This window comes from Variovorax sp. 01T432 (genome assembly GCF_056398605.1).
The window spans coordinates 36,263-56,075 of sequence record NZ_JBFTPS010000008.1 but is presented as its reverse complement, the minus strand read 5'-3'; the positions used below and the strand labels follow the sequence as shown (position 1 = coordinate 56,075).

22 protein-coding genes and 1 pseudogene are annotated in these 19,813 nt (G+C 62.2%); 12 read left to right on the top strand and 11 right to left on the bottom strand.

Annotation, left to right across the window (positions count from 1 at the left end; all coding sequences use genetic code 11):
* Positions 1-269 precede the first annotated feature (269 nt).
* From AC1DNF_RS08935 to AC1DNF_RS08920, 4 genes and pseudogenes are all read right to left on the bottom strand, one after another.
* Positions 270-521, bottom strand: a complete 252-nt coding sequence (locus AC1DNF_RS08935; RefSeq protein WP_478148215.1) for a hypothetical protein — start codon at positions 519-521, stop codon at positions 270-272.
* Positions 522-557: 36 nt separating this feature from the next.
* Positions 558-1,106: an SLOG cluster 4 domain-containing protein gene (locus AC1DNF_RS08930; protein ID WP_478148214.1), complete on the bottom strand. Its 549-nt coding sequence runs from the start codon at positions 1,104-1,106 to the stop codon at positions 558-560.
* A pseudogene (locus AC1DNF_RS08925) lies at positions 1,057-1,873 on the bottom strand (ABC transporter permease). Before AC1DNF_RS08925 ends, AC1DNF_RS08930 begins: the two are co-directional and overlap by 50 nt.
* A 6-nt stretch (positions 1,874-1,879) precedes the next feature.
* Complete coding sequence (locus AC1DNF_RS08920) at positions 1,880-2,956, bottom strand: extracellular solute-binding protein (RefSeq protein WP_478148316.1); 1,077 nt, start codon at positions 2,954-2,956, stop codon at positions 1,880-1,882.
* A 977-nt stretch (positions 2,957-3,933) separates the two neighbouring features.
* On the opposite strand from AC1DNF_RS08920, the gene AC1DNF_RS08915 reads away from it, so the two are divergent.
* From AC1DNF_RS08915 to AC1DNF_RS08905, 3 genes are all read left to right on the top strand, one after another.
* The gene (locus tag AC1DNF_RS08915) at positions 3,934-4,119 is read left to right on the top strand and encodes a hypothetical protein (RefSeq protein ID WP_478148213.1); all 186 of its coding nucleotides are present in this window, start codon (positions 3,934-3,936) and stop codon (positions 4,117-4,119) included.
* 49 nt (positions 4,120-4,168) lie between these two features.
* Positions 4,169-4,498: a hypothetical protein gene (locus AC1DNF_RS08910; protein ID WP_478148212.1), complete on the top strand. Its 330-nt coding sequence runs from the start codon at positions 4,169-4,171 to the stop codon at positions 4,496-4,498.
* A gap of 167 nt (positions 4,499-4,665) precedes the next feature.
* Positions 4,666-5,742, top strand: coding sequence for a Fic family protein (locus AC1DNF_RS08905; RefSeq protein ID WP_478148211.1), 1,077 nt, complete (start codon positions 4,666-4,668; stop codon positions 5,740-5,742).
* Positions 5,743-6,057: 315 nt separating this feature from the next.
* Here AC1DNF_RS08905 and AC1DNF_RS08900 read toward each other — a convergent pair whose 3' ends face one another.
* Together AC1DNF_RS08900 and AC1DNF_RS08895 are read right to left on the bottom strand one after the other, a co-directional pair.
* The gene (locus tag AC1DNF_RS08900) at positions 6,058-6,237 is read right to left on the bottom strand and encodes a hypothetical protein (RefSeq protein WP_478148210.1); all 180 of its coding nucleotides are present in this window, start codon (positions 6,235-6,237) and stop codon (positions 6,058-6,060) included.
* Between the two features lie 13 nt (positions 6,238-6,250).
* Positions 6,251-7,153, bottom strand: coding sequence for a LysR family transcriptional regulator (locus tag AC1DNF_RS08895; RefSeq protein WP_478148209.1), 903 nt, complete (start codon positions 7,151-7,153; stop codon positions 6,251-6,253).
* 92 nt (positions 7,154-7,245) lie between these two features.
* Between AC1DNF_RS08895 and AC1DNF_RS08890 the strand changes: the two genes are divergently transcribed.
* Positions 7,246-8,001, top strand: coding sequence for an SDR family oxidoreductase (locus AC1DNF_RS08890; protein ID WP_478148208.1), 756 nt, complete (start codon positions 7,246-7,248; stop codon positions 7,999-8,001).
* A gap of 63 nt (positions 8,002-8,064) precedes the next feature.
* Positions 8,065-8,226 (top strand): hypothetical protein, encoded by a 162-nt coding sequence (locus tag AC1DNF_RS08885; protein ID WP_478148207.1) that lies wholly within the window; start codon positions 8,065-8,067, stop codon positions 8,224-8,226.
* Between the two features lie 116 nt (positions 8,227-8,342).
* On the opposite strand, the gene AC1DNF_RS08880 is transcribed toward AC1DNF_RS08885, so the two are convergent.
* The 3 genes from AC1DNF_RS08880 to AC1DNF_RS08870 form a co-directional block, all read right to left on the bottom strand.
* Positions 8,343-9,560 carry an FAD binding domain-containing protein gene (locus tag AC1DNF_RS08880; RefSeq protein WP_478148206.1) on the bottom strand — a complete coding sequence of 406 codons (1,218 nt, stop codon included), beginning with the start codon at positions 9,558-9,560 and terminating at the stop codon, positions 8,343-8,345.
* Positions 9,561-9,586: 26 nt separating this feature from the next.
* Positions 9,587-10,054: a VOC family protein gene (locus AC1DNF_RS08875; protein WP_478148205.1), complete on the bottom strand. Its 468-nt coding sequence runs from the start codon at positions 10,052-10,054 to the stop codon at positions 9,587-9,589.
* A gap of 106 nt (positions 10,055-10,160) precedes the next feature.
* The gene (locus AC1DNF_RS08870; RefSeq protein ID WP_478148204.1) at positions 10,161-10,853 is read right to left on the bottom strand and encodes a TetR/AcrR family transcriptional regulator; all 693 of its coding nucleotides are present in this window, start codon (positions 10,851-10,853) and stop codon (positions 10,161-10,163) included.
* Positions 10,854-10,974: 121 nt separating this feature from the next.
* On the opposite strand from AC1DNF_RS08870, the gene AC1DNF_RS08865 reads away from it, so the two are divergent.
* From AC1DNF_RS08865 to AC1DNF_RS08835, 7 genes are all read left to right on the top strand, one after another.
* Entirely contained in the window at positions 10,975-12,192 is a 1,218-nt protein-coding gene (locus AC1DNF_RS08865) for an ABC transporter substrate-binding protein (protein WP_478148203.1), read from the top strand.
* A 36-nt stretch (positions 12,193-12,228) separates the two neighbouring features.
* Entirely contained in the window at positions 12,229-12,468 is a 240-nt protein-coding gene (locus AC1DNF_RS08860; protein ID WP_478148202.1) for an oxidoreductase, read from the top strand.
* Between the two features lie 26 nt (positions 12,469-12,494).
* Positions 12,495-13,370 (top strand): branched-chain amino acid ABC transporter permease, encoded by an 876-nt coding sequence (locus AC1DNF_RS08855; protein WP_478148315.1) that lies wholly within the window; start codon positions 12,495-12,497, stop codon positions 13,368-13,370.
* Positions 13,367-14,374, top strand: coding sequence for a branched-chain amino acid ABC transporter permease (locus AC1DNF_RS08850; protein WP_478148201.1), 1,008 nt, complete (start codon positions 13,367-13,369; stop codon positions 14,372-14,374). The genes AC1DNF_RS08855 and AC1DNF_RS08850 overlap by 4 nt, the downstream gene beginning before the upstream one ends.
* On the top strand, positions 14,364-15,116 hold the full coding sequence (locus AC1DNF_RS08845; RefSeq protein ID WP_478148200.1) for an ABC transporter ATP-binding protein: 753 nt from the start codon (positions 14,364-14,366) through the stop codon (positions 15,114-15,116). The genes AC1DNF_RS08850 and AC1DNF_RS08845 overlap by 11 nt, the downstream gene beginning before the upstream one ends.
* An 11-nt stretch (positions 15,117-15,127) precedes the next feature.
* Positions 15,128-15,832, top strand: a complete 705-nt coding sequence (locus AC1DNF_RS08840) for an ABC transporter ATP-binding protein (protein WP_478148199.1) — start codon at positions 15,128-15,130, stop codon at positions 15,830-15,832.
* Between the two features lie 537 nt (positions 15,833-16,369).
* The gene (locus AC1DNF_RS08835; RefSeq protein WP_478148198.1) at positions 16,370-17,545 is read left to right on the top strand and encodes an FAD binding domain-containing protein; all 1,176 of its coding nucleotides are present in this window, start codon (positions 16,370-16,372) and stop codon (positions 17,543-17,545) included.
* Positions 17,546-17,659: 114 nt separating this feature from the next.
* On the opposite strand, the gene AC1DNF_RS08830 is transcribed toward AC1DNF_RS08835, so the two are convergent.
* Together AC1DNF_RS08830 and AC1DNF_RS08825 are read right to left on the bottom strand one after the other, a co-directional pair.
* A complete protein-coding gene (locus AC1DNF_RS08830) occupies positions 17,660-18,361 on the bottom strand; it encodes a VOC family protein (protein ID WP_478148197.1) in 702 nt (233 codons plus the stop codon).
* 40 nt (positions 18,362-18,401) lie between these two features.
* A complete protein-coding gene (locus tag AC1DNF_RS08825; protein ID WP_478148196.1) occupies positions 18,402-19,679 on the bottom strand; it encodes an MFS transporter in 1,278 nt (425 codons plus the stop codon).
* Positions 19,680-19,813 lie beyond the last annotated feature (134 nt).

Below are 19,813 nucleotides of genomic sequence, written 5' to 3'. Positions count from 1 at the left end.
CAGTCGCGGCGTTCCCTATGCCGTTTTACATAATTGTGCTTGCTCTTCAATTGCGACGTTTGAGAGCAGCATTGACATCGACACGCCACCGCCATGGCGAGAATTCGTGCGACGCCTTTGACAAATTGCGAGAGGCGGTGCTAGCGGACCAAGTGGTTGGCGAGCCTCCGACGCTGAGAACGTAGCCCTGCCGACACAAGGCGGCTAAGCAGTAGCCTCAACCGACACCATCGCGCTCCATCTCCGGCTTTGGTCCCCCTGTCGGCGCGCTAGCCTGCCGGGCCGTCGTCGGCGGGACCGCGTCGGGAATACGTGGGGTCGGTCAGGACGAAGGCATCGCTCTCCAGATCGCAGGGGAGGCTTGGCTTTTGAGGGCGCAGTCGACGAAGATTGAATCGTCCCTCGCCTACGCGATGCAGCAACTCGACGCCAGCGATCGTCATCGCCGCGCGGACGAAGACCTTGAAGCCCGGCATGAGCTCGATACGCGAATTCACCCCTCGATGATCGTGTTCGACCATCTCGTTGTGAAATTTTGACGCGCGCGCGAACGCGACTCAGTCGAGTAGCGTGGCCAGCACCTTCGCCAGCATGTCGTCCACGCCGACGGCCTGCACCGCCCCCGGAAGTTCCACATCCCCATGCATCACAAACACCGGCTTACCCCACTTGAGCCCGAGCGCCATTTCCGACAGCGTGCCCATGTTGCCGCCGATGGCAATCAGGCACACCCCGCTGCGCGCGATGATGGCGTTGCGCATCTCGCCCATGCCCGTGGGGACGGCTACGCTGAGCCGGCGGTTGGCATTGCGGTCGTCATCCTCGGGGAGGATGCCGACGGCGATGCCGCCCGCCTCGGTGGCGCCGCGCGAGGCCGCGGCCATCGCGCCGCCGCGGCCGCCGCAGACCATTGCCATGCCGGCGCCGGCCAGCGCATGCGCCACCGCATGGGCGGCCGCGCATTCGGCCGGTCCGCCGTCCCCGGGGCCGAGGATGGCCACCGGCTGACGATGGCGCGCCGGCCCGCGTTGCTTCTGCGCGAGGCGCGCCAGCGCCTCAATGACCGGCGCCGACAGCACCGCGCTCGCGCTCTCGCGTAACGACATCGCCCACTCCCATCACGATCACACAAACCACCATCAGCACCAGCGACAAGGCCGCTGCCACCGCGAAATCGGAACCGCCGTCGCCCACCTGCGCGAGCAGCATCAGCGGCAGGATGTTGAGCTGCGTGCCCACCAGCGCCGTGCCGTATGTGCCCATCGCGATCGCGGCCACCATGCAGGCGTTCGACAGCACCGAGGGCACCACCTCGGGCACCACCGTGTCCCAGAAAGCGCGCGCCCTCGACGCGCCCAGCGTGCGCGCCGCCTGTGCCGGGCGCAGGTCGAGGTTGGCGAACACTGGGTACAGCGAGAGCGCCACGCGCGGAATCAGGTAGTAGGCATAGGCGAACCCCAGGCCCGACACGCTGTAGATCCAGCTGCCGATAGCTGCGGGGTCGGCACCCAGCCCCGCGAGTAGCTGCGTCACGAAGCCCGCGCGCCCAAAGGCCAGGATGAAGCCGTAGGCGATCACCAGGCCCGAGAAGGCCAGTGGCAGGCCCAGCAGCGTCATCATCCATTGGCGCCGCGCCGTAGGCTGGCGCGCGAGCTCGATTGCGATGCAGGTGCCCAACAGCGCCGACACCGCGCCTGCGGCCAGCCCGAGCGCCAACGTGTTGCGCAGCGCGCCGAAGAACAGCGGGTTGCCGAACAGCCGGTCGAAGGCGCTGCCGCCCCCCCCTGAAGGCCTCGGGCAGCAGCGCCGCCAGCGGTGCCGCGAAGAACAGCGCCATGAAAGCCCAGGCAGGCCAGGCCCCAAAGCGTGGCATGGCGGCTTACCTGCTGCCCAGCGCAGCCTGGGCCCAGAGGCGGTCCACCTCGGCCTTGCGCTCCGAGGCCTTCAACACGTCGAGCGGGCGAATCTGCGGCGCCGATGGCATCTTGGCCGCGACGTCGGCGCCGAGCGGCGTGCCCGGCACTGCGGGGCGCACGAAGCCCTGTGCAAACAGCGCCTGGCCCGCCTCGCTCATGATGAAGTTGAGCCACAGCTTGCCGGCGTTCGGGTTCGGCCCGTTCTTCACCAGGCTGATCGCATACGGCGCGGCCACGCTAGCCTCCTTCGGAATCACGACGTCGACCGCATCGCCCATGCCATCGACATGCTTGGCCTTGAGGCCGTCGTTCTCGTAGCTGATCCACACCGGGACCTCGCCCTTCAGGAACTTGGCATACGGCGTGGTGCCTTCCACCCGCAGCACATTGCCGGCCGCATGCAGCTTGCCGAGGTAGCCTGTGCCGGGCTGAACGTTGTCGACGCTGCCGCCGTTGGCATAGGCCGCCGCGAAGGCCAGGACCTGGCCGATGCCGGTGGAGCGCGGGTCGAGGTACACCACTGTGCTATTGAACTCGGGCTTGAGCAGGTCGGACCAGCTCGTGGGCACGTTCTTCACCAGCTTCTTGTTAACCAGGAACGCGATGTTCAGCGTGTGGATCGTGAACCAGCGGCCTTCAGCCTCGCGGAACACCGGCGGCAACTTGTCGAAGTTGACGGGCTTGAAGGGCGCGACCACGTCCTTCTTCGCGGCATCGACGCCTGAGGCGGCGAAGTAGTAGGCCGTGTCTGCCTGCGGGCGGCGCTTGGTCTTCTCCAGCGCGACCACGGTGGCGGCGGAGCCAATGTCGTTGTAGGTCAGCTCGATCTCGGGGTAGCGCTTCTTGAAGTCGCGGAACAGCGACTTCCAGTTGGCCCATTCGGGACCGGTGTCGAAGGAGACGCACAGGCCTTCCTTCTGCGCCTCGGCGTACAGCGCCTTCTCGCCCGCATAGAGCTCGGGGCCGTCGAAGGCGAAGGCGGTGCGTGCCGCGAGCGTGGCGAATGACAGTACGGGCAGTGCGCCTGCGGCCTTGATCAGATGGGCAGGTTTCCACTTCCAGCGGCCGCACCGTGGCCCACTGCCCACAACTCGGGCGGACCTCCGCGGCGCTGAAGGCGCATGTCCGGCTTGGAGCCCCGGAAGCCTCCTGAAGACAGCTCGGACCAGATCAGATCGGGGTCGCAGCTGTACGAGAGGATGTCTTGAGAGGCCTCGGCGTGCAGCATGGCCGCGAGCTCGATTGAACTCCTTGCCACCCAATCCCGATCTACCTTCGCACCGTAAGAGTAGCAGAGGTTGCCGGGCCGTTTTCCCCGCTTTCGTACTTCGGCGCGCTTTAGCGGAGAGCGTCCGCGAGCGGATTTGATGATCGCTGCATCCATGGCGCATTCACGACCATGCTCACGCCGTTGAGAAAACTGGAAAAAGGCTTCCCTCTGCGCTATATTTACAGCGCATTCCGACCAGGAAAGCTTCTGAGGCAAAAAGGGGCAGCTCGCCGCAATCGAGCTGCCCCTCTCAGTTTTCGTCTACGTCAGGATGACCGAGCCTTTCGAAAAAAATAAAAATAGGCGACACCCCTCGTTTTGGCAAGTCTTGTTGTGCTCATTCTCGACAACGCGAGTCGTCGCTCGGTCGGCCCAGAGCGTCCGGCGCATGTGGATTGCGCATCATGCGGCCTGCGTTCCGGCTACATCGTCCTGCCATAGCGGTGCCGATCTCGCCACGATCGATAGAGCGCAATCCCGACTTCTTCAATGAACATATGCGTTCACTGTGCTCGATGTTTGCCGCAGAAATTGCCTTTAACTCTAAGTTTGACAAAGAGTTTGCCTTGACTGTTGCAAAGAGATTTCCTGGACGCCGGTTTCTGACCACACCGGTTCCCTTGGATGTGAATCGCTGGGAGCGATGCCAAATGTCAAACGATTTACTAGAACCACATATTCGTTTGACAAGTTCAGGCCGACGATGGCCGTCGTCATCCCTGAATCGATGCGGGCTTGAGGTCGTCCATGAAATCTGTTGAAGAAATGCCGCCTTCCAAGGCGCTGATGCCGTTGAACCGCGACCATGCGCTGCTCGATCCCAGCCAGAAGTCGGACATGGCCGAAAATGCCGCGCACGACCTCATGGCCGAGGGCAAGTCCGACACGCCCGTGTGGCGTACTGGGCCGCCATACGCTTACTGGGCGGCCTGATTCGGCGAGCGCTACGGGCACCAGATGGGGCCGCCGGTCCTGGTGTCCGTTGGTCATCCAGTGCATCGTCGACCACGCAAGGAAACTCGGGGCGCCGGCGCTGAACGCCCTGACGCGCAGGATTTCGGTGCTCTCAATGGCCCACCAGCTTTCCAAGCAGCCCAATCCGTGCGTGGCTCCGGCGGTGAAGGCGCTGCTGAGCAAGGCTAGAAAGGCCTATGCGAAGCGCAACGCTCTGCCCCACAAGCGGCGTGCGCTGAAGAAAGAGCCACTCGAGGCGGTGCTGGAGACCCGCGGCGACGCGCTCAAGGGAAAGCGCGACCGCGCCCTCCTCCCCTCGCCTGGGCCTCGGGCGGGCGCCGGCGATGACGGATCTTGACAAGCCTCGGGCGGGCGATATCGCGTACCCGGAAACGTGCCTAGAGTTCTGTTTGGCGTGAGATTTGGTGGCTGGGGGCGTGCGGGTGCGTAGAAAAGTGCGTTTGTTTAGCACGTGCTGGAATTTATGTACAAAAATCGGTGTTTTCTATACATGTGCGAAACTACATGCCGCCACTTGGTCCGCTCCACCGTCTGAACTTCCAGCGTTTCGACCAACCCGTCCTCCTCAAGAAGCTGGCGAGCGCGAGCCGTCAATTAGCGGAGCTCAAGGGAATCGCCGCCTCGATCCCGAACCAAGGCATTTTGATCAACACCTTGGGCCTGCAAGAGGCCAAGGATAGCTCCGAGATCGAAAACATCGTCACGACGCACGATGAACTGTTCAAGGACGACCTGGCGGCGGAGGAGGCGGCCAGTCCAGCGGGCAAGGAGGTCCTGCGATACCGCCAGGCGCTAAGGGTGGGCTTCGAGCAAGTGCAAACCACCCGGCTGCTGACCGCCAATCACATCGCCGAGATCCAAGCAGAACTCGAGCGCAACAACGCGGGTTTCCGAAAGCTGCCCGGAACTGCTCTGCGCGATGGTCGTGGCAGAACAGTCTACATGCCACCCCAGGACCCGGACGAGATCGTGGCGCTCATGCGCGACTTGGAAGCGGCAATTAACGAGCCGGACAAACTGGCGGTCGATCCCTTGATCAAGATGGCGCTCATCCACCACCAGTTTGAAAGCATCCATCCTTTCTACGATGGGAATGGACGCACCGGACGGATCCTGAATGTTCTCTACCTGGTCAAGGAGAGACTGCTGGACATTCCAGTGCTCTATCTGAGCAGCCACATCGTCCGCACTAAATCGGATTACTACCGGCTGCTGCAAGCAGTTCGCGACCATGATGCATGGGAGGACTGGGTGCTCTACCTGTTGGAGGCGGTCGAGCTGACCGCAGCGCAGACCATCCACACCATCCATGCCGTGAAGAAGGCACTGTTTGACTACAAGCATCGAATCCGCAATGACTACCGGTTCTACAGCCAGGATCTGATCAACAACTTGTTCACGCACCCGTACACGAAGATTGAATTTGTCCAGCGAGACCTGAAAGTCTCACGCTTGACCGCGACCAAGTACCTGGACGCACTGACGGAAGGGGGCTTCGTGCAGAAACAGAAAATCGGCCGAGGCAATTACTACATCAACATCGCCTTGAATCGGATCCTTATGGAGCGGCGCACCTCTTGAAGACATGGGCACGCCAAGCTTCACCAAAAAGGTGTGCTTCTCCGGGCTGCGGACCTACCCCACGGAATGGGACGCGACCAGAGAAATTCGATCCGAGGCCAACGAGAAGGAGCGCGTGGAAATCGGAAGCATTTGACTCTGAATCCGGGGAATCGACCCGAAGACCTGAAGCCCCGACGGCCTGACCGACATAACAGCCCTTCACCCGGCCGCGCCCGATAGTGCTCGTTCGAAAAGCGCTTCCAGCTCTCGAACAGAATATGGCTTCTGCAAGAGTTCGAAATCCATGCTGGAGTCGTCGGCCGGGACATGGCTCTAGCCAGTGGTCAATACGACGGGAATGTCCGGCCATCTAAGGCGAATTTCTTTGGCCAGCTCAATGCCGTCGGTGCCCGGCACCATTGCGGCGTCTTCATCGGTGGGCGCCCGGTAGGCCTTGACTTCCTCGATGGCCTTCACCTTCACATAGCGCGCATTGGTTGAAATGCTGTCCAATAGACGGAGGGCGCTATGCAGTGTCCGACAACCGCTCGACTAGAAAGTCACTGAGTGCCTCTACTTTGGCCGCTCGAGATCTGCCCGATGGCATCACGAAATATAGACCTCCCTTCGGAAGCGACCATTCCTTGAGGATTTCTTCCAGCCGACCATCACGTAGATACTCTGTGGCGATGAAGTCGGGCAACTCACCAATGGCCAATCCATCAAGCAAGGTTGGAATCAATGCGTCCACATTGGTTACCTTTAGCCTCCCACTGGGCGTGACCACTTCTTCTTCGCCCGCGTCATTGACCAGACGCCATACATCAGTGCGAGCGCGGTAGGCATATCCGAGACAGTCTCGTGCTACCAGTTCTCTGGGGGCCTTTGGCACTCCGCAGCGGGCCAAGTATTTGGGACTCGCAACGATAAGAGGCGAGACGGAACGAATGCGTCTGACCACCAAAGACGAATCGGGCATGACCGCGATGCGAAGCGCCGCATCAAACCCCTCGCCGACGAGGTCCAATTTCTCATCGGACAGGTGAAGGTCGACCGAGAGGTCGGGGTACAGCCGGAGGAACTCCGGCATGAGCGGCGCTACCCATCGCAAGCCAAACGACATCGGCACGGCGAGGCGAACCCACCCACGCGGATTCGACGATAGCTCTCTCGCCGCGTTTTCCGCATCCTCCGCTTCGCGAAGGATCCTGGTCGCAGAAACCGCGAGGTTCCTTCCGAACTCCGTCAACGCTACTTGCCTGGAAGTTCGATTGAACAACCGGGCACCAAGCCGCTCTTCCAGACGAGTGACGCCGCGTGAGACGGTGGCGACGGACGTCGTCAGCGCCCTAGCCGCGCCGGCGAAGCTTCGCTCTTCCACGACCTTTGCAAAGAACGCCAGCCCCTCAAAGTCAGGAAGGTTTGTCATCTACATTTCTGCAACGGTGTCTTTCCGGCATTTCCATATTGTAATGCTGGGTTTAACCCTAAGCTCACCCCACGAAACTTAAAGGAACCCCAATGGCACAGAAACTTGATGGAAGAATCGCAGTTGTAACAGGTGGCACCTCGGGCATTGGCCTGGCCACCGCGAGACTTTTTGCTGCAGAAGGCGCATATGTTTTCGTCACCGGGCGCCGCCAAGCCGAGCTCGATGCGGCCGTGGCCAGCATTGGCGACAACGCCACCGGTTTGAAGATCGATTCGTCCAACTTGGACGACCTAGACAAGCTCTACGCCCAGGTCAAGAAATCCAAGGGGCGCATCGACGTGCTTTTCGTCAATGCTGGCGGCGGAAGCATGGTCCCGCTGGGCGAGGTGACCGAGGCACACTTCGACGATACATTCGACCGCAACGTGAAGGGGGTTCTCTTCACCGTGCAAAAGGCACTCCCGTTGCTCAGCGACAACTCGTCCGTCATACTGACAAGTTCCAGCACCGGAAATCGCGGCACCGCAAATTTCAGCGTATACGCCGCGTCCAAGGCCGCCATCCGCTCTTTCTCGCGCAACTGGATCTTGGACCTCAAGGGGCGAGGCATTCGCATCAACACCATCAGCCCGGGACCAACGGTCACGCCGGGGCTTGTTGACTTGGCGGGCCCAGATGCACAAGCCCAGCAAGGGCTGCTCGACCATCTCGCAGCCTCTGTCCCGATGGGCCGAGTCGGCCACCCGGACGAAATTGCGAAGGGCGTGCTTTACCTCGCATCCGACGACTCCAGCTTTGTCAACGGAGTCGAGCTTGCCGTCGATGGGGGTCAAGCGCAGGTTTGAGGGCAAATGCACTAGATTGCTTCCAGAATCGGCACAAGCAATCTGGACCGCAAACGACGGCCAGTGGACTTGTCCAACTTCAGACTGCTTCTGACCGAAGCAGTCGTCGGTCGGCGCGAACTGAATGACCGTTCGTGGGGCCATCTGCTGCCCCAGTTCGCCGACAGCGAATTTCCGCCGGCCACAGGTCACGACAAAGCCTACCTGGACAGCGTCGCGGGGTGAAGGGACGGCTGAAGCACTGGGTCAACGCGCTGTACCGATGGCCATGAAGATCAGCCACATCCATGCGGGCGATCAGGGCACCGAAGGCGATCCTTGGGTCGTGGCCATGGTCGTGCTCAGTGAGCAACAGGGGCAACGGCCGTCTCTCGCATGATGACCTCAGGCGTCCGGTAGGCCTCGGCCATCTGTCGCTCGTGCTCCGTGCGCAGTTGCGCCTGCATGTATGCGCCGAGTGCGCGCGCATGCTCCACAACGAACTCCCCGAACTCAATACGCGGCCGCTCGTAGGCTTTGAGGGCAGCGGGCACATCGCCATGGCTGCTCAAGGCCTCGAGCAAAGCGACGGCGTCGCCGGCTGCCTTCGTCACACCCATCCCGCAGTGAGGCCGCGCAACGAACGCAGAATCACCCAGCAGGGCGATTCGACCGAACGCCAGCTGAGAGCTTTCCAGGTCAAAGATCGGCTGGAAGAAGAGAGCCTCGGTCTTGTCGACAACCTCGGCAAACTGAGGGGCCAGCACCTCCCGCGCTGCTTGACGCGCCTGCTCCAGGACGCTGGCGCGAATGAGCGGTGGAGGAATCCCGTCAGGCCACACCTTGCCGCTTTCGTCCGTCACCATGTCCTTCAAGGTCGTGCCTTCGTCAGCCGGCCGGTACCAGACAAAGTTGAACCGCCTCGAGCCTGGCGTGACTGCATTGTTCTTGCCCGCGACCGGGTAGGCAATCATCTGCTCGCGCGGAGGCAGTCCGAAAGCGAAGTAGGGAAACAACTCCTTCAAGGTCCGAGGCGACAGCACCGACTCCTCGACGAGGCCGCGCCATGCGATGTAGCCTGCATACTGGGACTTGACCTGTGGCAGCAACGTTTGCCGCACGAGCGAGCGGACGCCATCGGCGGCAATCATCAGAGACGCGCGGGCCTGAGAGCCGTCTGCGAAGGTTGCGAAGACCTGTTCGTCATCCTGACAGAACGACGTCAGCTGCTTCCCGTTGTGATAACGCTCGCTCGGGAATATTGCCCGAAGAACGTTGTACAGCCGACCCCAGGCTGTGAGGATTTGCGGCATGGCTCGGGTGCCGAGCACCGAGCCGTCGCGGGCCAGCGTGACGCGCTCGCTGACAGAAATGCCGATGGAGTCATCGACGACCACGCCCGCTTGGGCCAGCGCCGCCATTAGCTCCGGATGCGTAACGATGCCTGCCCCGCGACCTTCCAGTTCCTCGGCCACGCGCTCATACACGTGCACGTCCCAGCCGGCTCGGTGCAGCATGTTTGCCGCGAGGAGCCCTCCAAGGGAGCCGCCCACGACCATCACGGTCTTTCCTTGTGTCATCGCTGTCTCCTTCTCTTTTTGCGGGCTCAGTTCACTGCGGCGCTTGCACGCCCTGCTGCGGCTATCCCCTCCGCTGCGGGGTAGTTGAGCTCGATGGTCACGCCAGATGGGTCTTCGACGAACAGTTGGTGCAGCCTCAGGCTGGGTACGGTGCGCTCGCGAAACTGAAGGCCGGCGGCGTTGAGGCGACGGTGCATGTCCAGCAGATCCGTCGCCAGGAATGCGAGATGGTCGACTGCCGCACTGCCGTGCAACGAGTCCTCTGCCTTGTCGCCGAGGTACGCCGTCAGGCCCGCAGGGTCGTTGGCGTCGATGCCGATGATGTGCACGACACCGTAGTCGGATTCGTCGCCCCCCCTGTAGAGCCACAGCCCCGGAAAACTGAAGGGAGGACGGAAGCCCTCGCGAAAGCCCATCACTTCGACGTAGAAGCGCCTGGATGCGTCCATATCGGTCGTTCGCACCGAAAAATGGGCCAGCTTATTTATCGGCATAGTTCGCTCCAAAAAATCAGCAACTGATCGTTAGATCAATAGTAGCCGATGCGACAGAGGACCGCAAGCGGTTCCACCTGCGCCTTGCAGCCCCATTCGCAAAGTTTCAGGTGCGCTCTGCGCGAAGAACCTGGGGAACGCCCTGCAGGAACGCATCGACGCGCATGTCGATGAGGCGCTCCAGGCGCTTGGGCGTGGGAAGGTCATAGACCCATTTGCGCACCCCGATGTAGAAGACGCTCGAGTGCATCGCCCACACGAGTTCGACCTCCTCATCCTCTTCATCGGCGTCCCGCGGTTCGGGGATGCCGAACTCGTGGCGCAGTTCCCTCGCGATGACAAGGAAATGGCGCTCCCGCAGACGCGTCAGGTACCTCTGATTGATGCCGCCTCGGCTGAGCCCGGCGTAAATGAAGATTCGCACCCACTCGCTGCGCAGGATGAAGCGCGCATAGTCCTTGAGATAGCGTTTCAGCCGCTCAGCGAGCGGCACCTCGCGGGCGGCAAGCCACTCCTCCCACTCAGGGTTCCACCGACGGACAAAGACCTCCTCATAGACCCGGTCGACGAGCGCCTCCTTCGTCGGGAAGTACCGGTAGAGCAACGGCTGCGTGACGTTCAACTCCTTGGCCAAGTCCCGCGTGCTGGCGTCGAAGCCGTACTTGGAAAAGAACGAGATCGCCGCCTGAACGATCTGGTGCTCGCGATCTTCCGGCGCCAGCCGCCGACGCGGCAGCGGACCCGCATTCACGCCTGAAGACGGCGCTTGCACCGCCAAAAGTGACTTCGTTTTCTTCATTTGCAGCTGGGGTTATCCCTAGTTTATTTATCGATTGACAATTTAATTGACTTCCGTCAAAGTTATCGAACGATCAATATAAATGTACGTCCGATTCCGCATCGCGCCAACAGGAGAACCCATGAGACAACATTCCACCCCTCTCCCACTGACCCGCTGGGCCGCAGTCATAGCCGGCCTCGGTCTGGTCCTTGGGACCGTCCAAGCCCAGACCATCAAGATCGGGCTGCCAGTGCCACTCACGGGTCCATACGGCGCTGAGGCCAAGGATCAGGTCCGCAATGCCGAACTGGCGGTCAAGGAGTTCAATGACACTGGTGGACTCAACGGCCGCAAGGCAGAGCTCCTCGTGCGCGACGACAAACTCAACCCCGGCGAGGCTGCCACCCGCACGCTGGAGCTGCTCGAGAAGGACAACGCCAACTTCATCGTCGGCGGACTGTCCGCGGCGACCCAACTGTCCATCAACAACGTGACCAAACAGCGCAAGGTCATCTACGTCTCCATCAGCCAGTCCGATGCCATCAACGAGGCGAGCGACGCCGGCCCGTACACCTTCCACGAGGCACTGAATCCGAACATGACAACCCAGGCAGTCGGTCGCTATGTGTTCAAGAAGGGCATGAGGGTGGCCTTCCTGACTGCCGACTATGCCTACGGCCAAGAGATGACACGAGGCTTCACGCGCGTCGCCAAGGAGCTCGGTGCCGAAATCGTGGGCGAGGTCAAGCACCCTCTGGGCGCGCAAGACTACTCGACCTTCTTGCCACGCCTGCAGGCGATGAAGCCGGATGTGCTCGTCTTCAACAACTTCGGCAACGACAACCGCATCTCCATCAAGCAGGCCGGCGAGTTCGGAATGAAGAAGGGCATGAAGTTCGTCACGCCCATCCTCACCTACACCGCGCGCGTGTCCGGGGGTGCATCGACCTATGAGGGCGTCGTCGGCGGTACCCAGTATTTCTGGGAGATCGAAAGCAATACGCCGGCAGCCAAGGCCTTCAATACCGCATTCAAGGCCGCCAACGAAAACAAGTACCCCTCGGACTACGGCGCGATGGCCTATTCGGCGGTGAAGTCACTCCTGATGGCCGTCAAGTCCGCGGGAGCGACGGACAGTGACAAGGTTTCTGCCGCCCTGGCGGCCCTGAAGTACGACACGTACAAGGGCCCGCAGTACTACCGCGCGTGCGATCACCAGTCCGTGCAGTCGGTCCTGGTCATCGAATCGAACAGCAAGGAGGCGCGCGACCCGACGGATGTATTCAAGGTACTCCACGTCGAGCCGGCGGATGAAAAGCTCCTGCGCTCCTGCCAGGAACTCGGCTTCAAGGGTTGAGGCCGACCCACCACTTCCCAACGATCGGAGCAAACCATGCCCAGCCTTTTCGACCCCGTCGACCCGAACAGACCGACACTCGGCAACCGCATCGCCATGGCACCGCTGACGCGCTCCCGCGCGACCGAAGGCGACGTCCCCAGCCGCGACAACGCGAACTACCATGGCCAACGCGCGTCCGCGGGCCTCATCATCGCCGAGGCAACCAACGTGACGCCGATGAGCCGCGCCTTCGAAAGGGCGCCGGACATCTACAGACTCGCGCACGCTGCCTGAGATGTGTCGAAGGCACTTCCATGGAAATCACGTTCGACCTCCTCGCGCTGCAGCTCTTCACCGGACTTGCCCTGGGCGCTGTCTATGTCCTGCTGGCTGTCGGCCTCTCGCTCATCTTCGGCATGCTCACTGTCGTGAACTTTGCGCACGGGGCCTTCTTCATGCTGGGCGCCTACATCGGCTTGCTGACCGCCGAGAAAACCGGCAGCTTCTGGCTGGCTCTGCTCATCGCGCCCGTCGCGGTCGGCGCAATCGGCATGCTCGCTGAACGCTGGCTCATTCGGCCACTGTACGGCCGCGGGATCGACTACCCCTTGCTGCTGACCTTCGGCCTTGCCTACATGCTGGTGGAAGGCGTGCGTATCGCATGGGGCAAAGCCGGCCTGCCCTTCGACACCCCCGAGCTGCTGCAGGGTGCCACCAATCTTGGGTTCGCCGACTTCCCGACTTACCGCTTGTTCGTCATCGGCGTCGTTGGCGTACTGCTCCTCGCCCTGTGGCTCGTGATCGAGCGCACCTCATTCGGACTGGTCGTCAGAGCCGGCGCGCGGGACCCGGTCATCGTCCGCGTGCTCGGGATGGACGTCTCCCGCATCTGGCTCATCGTCTTCGGCGTCGGCACGGGCATCGCCGCCCTCGCCGGCGTACTCGCGGCGCCCATGCAAGGAGTCTCGCCCGAGATGGGCACCTCGGTGCTCACGGTCGCATTCGTGGTCACGGTCGTCGGCGGCATGGGCTCGCTGATGGGCGCCGTCGTCGCCGGCCTCCTGATTGGCGTGGTCGAGAGCATGGCTGTGCTGTTCTTCCCGGAAGCGGCAAAGGTCTCCATGTTCGTGATCATGGCTGCCGTGCTCCTCGTTCGTCCACAGGGTCTCTTCGGTCGCACTGGACTGATGTCATGAAGGAACTGACCATGAGCGCCGTCACGCCCCCCGCCACGACCACCCCGTCGCGCAACTGGGAAGAAGCTTTCAGGATGGTTGCAAAGCATCGCGTCCTGGCAACCGTCCTCTTCTTTGCCATCTTCCCCTGGCTGATGCCCTATCAGTCGCTGGCCATCAACATCCTCATCTATGGCCTCTTCGCTGTTGGCTTCAACCTGCTGTTCGGCTATACCGGCCTGCTGTCATTCGGTCACGCCGCATTCCTTGGCGTCGGAGCGTACACAGCTGGCATTCTCATCGCCCAGCACCACGTGCCATGGTGGGGGGCGGTGCCGGCATCCGTTGCAGCCGGATGCCTGGTCGCATTGGTGATGGGCTTGCTGGCCATCCGGACACGCGGCATCTACTTCGCGATGGTGACCCTCGCACTTTCGCAATGCGTCTACTTTCTGGTGTATCAGCTACCGGCCTCCGGTGGAGAGAATGGCCTGCGCGGCGTCAACGTCCCTGAGGTCAGCATTCTGGGGTTGAAGCTCGACCTGCTGAACCCGCTGCAGAAGTACTATTTCGTCTTCGGCTTCGTCGCGATCGCCATGTGGCTGCTCTCGCGCATTCTGGCCTCGCCCTTCGGCGGCGCCATTGAAGCAGTCCGTGAGAATGAAGCTCGGGCCCGGGCCTGCGGATTCGACATCGAGCGCACGAAGTTGCTGTCGTTCGTTCTTTCTGCCGGGTTCTGCGCCCTCGCCGGCTCGCTCAACGCGATCCATCTCTCCAGCGTTCCCATCGAGACCCTGGACTACGCCACCTCGGGCATGGTGGTCATGCTGTGCCTCCTGGGTGGCATGGGCACCTACTTCGGCCCCTTCGTCGGCGCAGCGCTCTTCTTGCTGATCCAGGACCTTGCATCCAACTGGACGGAGCATTGGCAGCTCCTTGTCGGCGGCGTCTTCGTCTTCTTCGTCCTGTTCTTCCCCAAGGGGGTCTGGGGCACGTTCCTTCAAAAGGTCTCCAATGAACGCTGATGCCATCATCGAGACGCGAAGCCTCAGCAAGCGCTTCGCCGGATTCAAGGCGCTCAACGACGTGAGCGTGAAGATTCGCCCGGGGATACTGACCTCCATCATCGGTCCCAACGGCGCGGGGAAGAGCACCTTCTTCAACATGCTCTCAGGCTCTTTTGCACCCAGCGACGGCCAGATCGTGTTCATGGGCAAGGACATCACCGGGATGCGCCCGCATGAGTTTGCGCACACGGGTATTGCCAAGTCCTTCCAGATCACGAACCTGTTTCCGAACTTCACTGCGCTGGAGAACGTGCGCATCGCGCTCCAGGCGCACGTGTCGCGCTACGGACTGTGGCGCCGGCGTTCGGCGCTCCATGGCTTGAGCGAACAGGCCGCGACGGTGCTGGAGACGGTCGGTCTCGCCGAGCGGTCCAATCACATCGCGCGGGAACTGGCACATGGCCAGCAGCGCGCACTCGAAATCGGGGTCGCGCTGGCCGGCCAGCCGAAGCTCCTCCTGATGGACGAACCCACGGCGGGCATGAGTCCCGAAGAGACCAAGGTCATGATGGCGCTCATTCGCAAGCTGGTCGAAGAGCGCACGGTTGTTCTGGTCGAGCACAAGATGAAGATGGTGATGGGCATCAGCGAGCGCATCGTCGTCCTGCACCATGGCGAACTCATCGCCGAAGGCACCCCGGACGACATTCGCGCGAATGACCTGGTCAAGCGCGTCTATCTCGGCCAAGGCAACCACTGAGGGAGTGCGGAATGCTTGAAGTCAAAGATCTGAACGCGTGGTACGGCACCAGTCACATTCTTCAGGGTGTCAGCCTGCAGGTCCGCAAGGGCGAGCTTGTCTGCCTGATCGGTCGCAACGGTGCGGGCAAGACCACCACCGTCAAGAGCATCGCGGGGCTCATTCACAGAGCGAAGGGCTCCGTGAAGTTCGAAGGCGTCGAGTTGCTCGGCCAGCCGGCGCACACCCGGTTCTCCAAGGGCCTGGCCTACGTTCCGGAGGAGCGCCGCATCGTCCCTGGTCTCACGGTACGAGAGAACATCCGCCTGGGTCTCCTCGCCTCGCCGTTGCGCCGGCATGAAGCGGACGTCATCGAGGAGATCGCGGAAACCTTCCCGCGTCTGAAAGAGCGCCTCGACCAGATGGCCATCACGATGTCAGGCGGGGAGCAACAGATGCTTGCCATTGCGCGCGCCGTGGCGTCCAAGCCGAAGATCGTGCTGCTCGACGAGCCCTCCGAAGGCATCATGCCGGTGCTGGTCGATGAGATGTTCGAGTATTTCGCTGCGCTCAAGCGCAGCGGCGTGACCATCCTTCTCATCGAGCAGAACGTCGGCCTGGCTCTCAAGATTGCAGACCGCGCCTACATCCTCGACCAAGGCGAAATCGTCTACAGCGGCGACGCGCAAGCCATGCTGGCCGACGAAGCCATCCAGGAGCGTTACTGCGCGGTCTAGGCGCAGTGCAAGACGATCAACGATCAGAACGAAGAAGATGACCTGCGTAGCACCGACGGCTGCATTCCGGTTCGTCAATGACATCGGCACCAAGGACCACCTGATGCTGGCCCCGATGACCAACCAACTGAGTCACGAGGACGGCGTCATGAGTGCCACCGAATTGACATGGCTTCGAATGCGCACCGAAGATCGATTCGGCAACCTAGTGAGCGCGGCAAGTCATGTGCGGAGTGCGCCAAGGCGTACCCCGGCCAGATCGGCTGCTTCGATGAACTGCATGTCCCCGGATTGTCTAAGGTCGCAGAACTTGGCCGCGACTTAAATTCCCTGCAAGGCACTCGCGGCGGGGCGCGGGTGGGCGCGGCTTCCCGACTTTGGCGCTTGAAAAGGATGGGGAGCTTCAGGTGTTTCATCTCGGCCAGTTCCTCGGCCAGTTCCTCGGCAAGCCCGAGCAATTCCGCGAAGTCCTCGAGAGCCTCGTTGCTCCCGTCACAGTCAGCGCTTGATCGCGCCATGCGCAGCCTGGAAAGATCCATGACCACCCACACCATGAACAACAAGCCCCGTGCGCTGATCATCGGCGGCTCCCTCGGCGGACTCTTCGCCGCCACGACGCTACGGGCCATCGGGTGGGAGGTCGAGATCTTCGAGCGCTCGCCGAATGAACTAGACAGCCGCGGCGGCGGTGTCGTGCTGCAGGGCGATGTGCTGTCCGCGTTCCATTTCGCGGGCGTCCAGTCCATGGGCGCGCTTGGCGTCAAGTCGGGCGACCGCATCTACCTGGACCGCGACGACCGCGTCGTCCAACGCAGCTACATGCCGCAGAGCCAGACGTCGTGGAACATGCTCTACGGCACGATGAAAAAGCACCTGCCTGTGGAGATATTTCATCCGGGTGAGAGTTTCGTTCGTTTCGAACAACATGGCGACTGCATCACCGCCCACTTCGCGAGCGGCCGCGTCGAAACCGGCGACCTGCTCGTCGGTGCCGATGGTGCGCGTTCCGCGGTGCGCGAGCAAGTCATCCCTGGTCTCGCTCCCAACTACGCTGGCTATGTCGCATGGCGCGGTCTGGTGCCTGAAAAGGAGCTCCCTGCGAGCGCCGCTGACGTGCTTGCGGGCACCTTTGCGTTTCAGCAGGGCCCTGGCCATCTGATGCTCGAATACCTGGTGCCGGGTGAAGATCAATCGATCCAGGAAGGTCATCGGCGCTGGAACTGGGTCTGGTACCAGAAGTTCGAGCACGGCGATGAACTCTCGGCGTTGATGACCGACCGGCTCGGGGTCCGCCACTCGTTCTCGCTGCCACCAGGTGCTCCCAAGGATGAAGACCTCGCTCGTCTGAAGCAGACGTCGAAGGACTTGCTGGCGCCGACCTTTCAGACTCTGCTCGAGGCAACGAGGGAACCCTTCGTCCAGGCCATCCTGGACCTGCAGGTGCGGCAGATGGTGTTCGGTCGCGCCATCCTGCTTGGTGATGCCGCGTTCGTCCCCCGGCCCCATACAGCCGGCAGCACCGCCAAGGCTGCGGCCAATGCACTGGCTTTGGCGAAGGCGCTGCACCCTACGGACTCCAACATCGACGAGGCCCTGTCGGAATGGCAGACATGGCAACTGCGCGAGGGCATCGGCATGACCGAATGGGGCATGAACATTGGCGACCGAATCATGAACATCCCGCGCTGCAACGTGATGCTGAAGGCTGCCTGAGCCTGAAGTTCGACCAGATGATCGGCGCGACCTGCCGCGACTCCAGACGCCGATGTGGAAGCGATTCATCGAGGCGATGCGCTTCCAGCGGTCAGCGCAGGCACGCGGCGAGCGTCAGCCGATATGGACCGGGGGGCGGCGAATCTGCACCACGCCGCGGTGGGTCTGCACGCCCATCGCGTAAAGACCCGAAGAACCTCCGTTGTAACGAATCTCGAATGGAAAGTCTGATGGAGACGCCACATCGCCGAGCCATCCCTTGAGGTCCGAATGGGTGCCGCCGATCTCGATCCAGGCCAGGCCTTGCCCCTGGACATCGCCAGATCCCGGCACCACCGGCAGACTGGCGACATGGGGGCCACCGCCCGGCTTGAAGTAGAGATTGGGTTTGCCGATTGGCCACGCCACCGTCGCGCTCGGCGCCTGAAGGGCAAAGCCGCGCGCGCCGTTCATCAGCTGGCGGCCTGCCTCGCGGCCGGTGGTGTCGGGATCCACCGTCGTACCGTGATGCGCCGCGAAGGCCTCCAGCTCTTCGAGCGTGTCCGAGCGCAGGCACCAGCCGATGAAGCGGTCGCCTTCGCGCGTCTGGCGCTCCATGAAAACCGTCAGCGGTTCGCCGTGCTGCAGGGGCCGGCGGTCGATCACGCTCTCGACTTCAATATAGATGTCGGGCGCGAGCGGCACGACGCGGTGGCCGATGCCATAGAGCGGAAAGAAACCGCCGTCGTAGTTGCCGAGGCCGGTCTCGTTGCTGAGGCGGAACGTGGACTCGTAGACGTTTGGGGCTGCCATGCAGACATGGTCGAAGTGAATCATTGATATGCCTTTGATGGGGTGAGTTGAACAACCTGCCGGACTACGAGGTCACCGACTCAAATTCACCTGCCGGCGAAGTGGAAGAACTGATGAGCGACTTGCGACGCATGAGTCGGCTGGCGAGGTAGATGAAAGCGGCCCCGAGCAGCGCAGCCATGGCGAGGAAGACGAGCCCTGCGTCATAGGAGCCGGTGCGGTCCTTGAGCAGGCCGATGAAGTACGGACTGAACATCGAGCCGACGATGCCGAAGGAGTTGACGTAGGCAAACACCACAGCGGCGGTCTTACCCCTGACGCCGATGCCGGTCAGTTGCCAGATGCAGATCGGCCCGCTGACCAGCCCCGCCGTCAGCAGCGACAGGCCGGCGATCGACGCATACAGGTCGTGGATGCCGACCAGGATGCCGATCCCCAGCGCGGCGGTCACGAAGGAGGCGATGGCATGCCAGACCCGCTCGTTCGTACGGTCGGAATGCGCGACCCAGAGCCAGTACATCACCATGCCGAACACGCTTGGGATCGCCGCCAGCAGGCCGACCTGGATGGTAGAGAGCGTGACGCCGAAGAGGCGGCCGAACTCCTGCACGATCTGGGGCGTGAAGATCAGGCTGGCGTAGAAACCCATCTGCGCGGTCGCATAGGCGAGCGACAGCAGGATCAGGTGCGGCTGGAGCAAGGTGGTTCTAAGCGGAACCGCGGCCACGGATTCGGGAGCGTCGCCGCTGTCCCTGGCGACTATGACCTGGCGCTTCTCCTCGTCGCTCAGCCAGTCCGCCTCCTCCGGCTTCGAGGTCAGGAACCGGATCGAGTAACAGCCCAGAAGCACCGGCAGGAGCCCTTCGACGAACAGCATGATCCGCCAGCCCGAGAAGCCGAAGAGGCCATCGGCATACTGGACGATTGCGGCGGACATCGGCGTGCCCACAATGACCGCCCAGGGCAGCACGGCGATCACGAGCATGCGACCGCGCAGCCCGGGCGGAAACCACAATGCCAGGCAATAGATCAGGCCCGGAAACAGGCCGGCCTCTGCCACGCCGAGCAACATCCGCACCGCGATCAACTGCCATCCGTTCTGCACGAAGGCCGTGCACGCTGAGATCAGCCCCCAGGTCACCATGATGCGCGTGAGCCAGACGCGCGCGCCAACCCGGTGCAGGATGATGTTGCTCGGAATTTCCAGCGCCAGGTAGCCGATGAAGAACAGGCCCGCAGCCAGTCCGAACACCTGCTGGCTGATGCCGAGCTCCGCGTTCATGCGCAGCGCGGCGGTCCCGATGTTGATGCGATCGAGGTACGCCATGGTGTACATCAGCATCAGGATGGGAATGATCCGCCTGATCACTTTGCGCCGTACGCAGTCTGGAAGGGTTTGAGTCATGTCGGACGCCCAAGGGCTTCGGAGGGTTGGCGGGCAAGCCCGCGGTCAGTATCGGCTGGGCGGGTGCTCCG

Bases quoted from the DNA above. Each gene is read 5' to 3' on its own strand.
- AC1DNF_RS08865 (WP_478148203.1), top strand. From the start codon at position 10,975: ATGAGACAACATTCCACCCCTCTCCCACTGACCCGCTGGGCCGCAGTC.
- AC1DNF_RS08835 (WP_478148198.1), top strand. From the start codon at position 16,370: ATGACCACCCACACCATGAACAACAAGCCCCGTGCGCTGATCATCGGC.
- AC1DNF_RS08830 (WP_478148197.1), bottom strand. From the start codon at position 18,361: ATGATTCACTTCGACCATGTCTGCATGGCAGCCCCAAACGTCTACGAG.
- AC1DNF_RS08905 (WP_478148211.1), top strand. From the start codon at position 4,666: ATGCCGCCACTTGGTCCGCTCCACCGTCTGAACTTCCAGCGTTTCGAC.
- AC1DNF_RS08930 (WP_478148214.1), bottom strand. From the start codon at position 1,106: ATGTCGTTACGCGAGAGCGCGAGCGCGGTGCTGTCGGCGCCGGTCATT.
- AC1DNF_RS08860 (WP_478148202.1), top strand. From the start codon at position 12,229: ATGCCCAGCCTTTTCGACCCCGTCGACCCGAACAGACCGACACTCGGC.
- AC1DNF_RS08870 (WP_478148204.1), bottom strand. From the start codon at position 10,853: ATGAAGAAAACGAAGTCACTTTTGGCGGTGCAAGCGCCGTCTTCAGGC.
- AC1DNF_RS08875 (WP_478148205.1), bottom strand. From the start codon at position 10,054: ATGCCGATAAATAAGCTGGCCCATTTTTCGGTGCGAACGACCGATATG.
- AC1DNF_RS08895 (WP_478148209.1), bottom strand. From the start codon at position 7,153: ATGACAAACCTTCCTGACTTTGAGGGGCTGGCGTTCTTTGCAAAGGTC.
- AC1DNF_RS08845 (WP_478148200.1), top strand. From the start codon at position 14,364: ATGAACGCTGATGCCATCATCGAGACGCGAAGCCTCAGCAAGCGCTTC.
- AC1DNF_RS08935 (WP_478148215.1), bottom strand. From the start codon at position 521: ATGGTCGAACACGATCATCGAGGGGTGAATTCGCGTATCGAGCTCATG.
- AC1DNF_RS08880 (WP_478148206.1), bottom strand. From the start codon at position 9,560: ATGACACAAGGAAAGACCGTGATGGTCGTGGGCGGCTCCCTTGGAGGG.
- AC1DNF_RS08890 (WP_478148208.1), top strand. From the start codon at position 7,246: ATGGCACAGAAACTTGATGGAAGAATCGCAGTTGTAACAGGTGGCACC.
- AC1DNF_RS08825 (WP_478148196.1), bottom strand. From the start codon at position 19,679: ATGCTGATGTACACCATGGCGTACCTCGATCGCATCAACATCGGGACC.
- AC1DNF_RS08850 (WP_478148201.1), top strand. From the start codon at position 13,367: ATGAAGGAACTGACCATGAGCGCCGTCACGCCCCCCGCCACGACCACC.
- AC1DNF_RS08915 (WP_478148213.1), top strand. From the start codon at position 3,934: ATGAAATCTGTTGAAGAAATGCCGCCTTCCAAGGCGCTGATGCCGTTG.
- AC1DNF_RS08840 (WP_478148199.1), top strand. From the start codon at position 15,128: ATGCTTGAAGTCAAAGATCTGAACGCGTGGTACGGCACCAGTCACATT.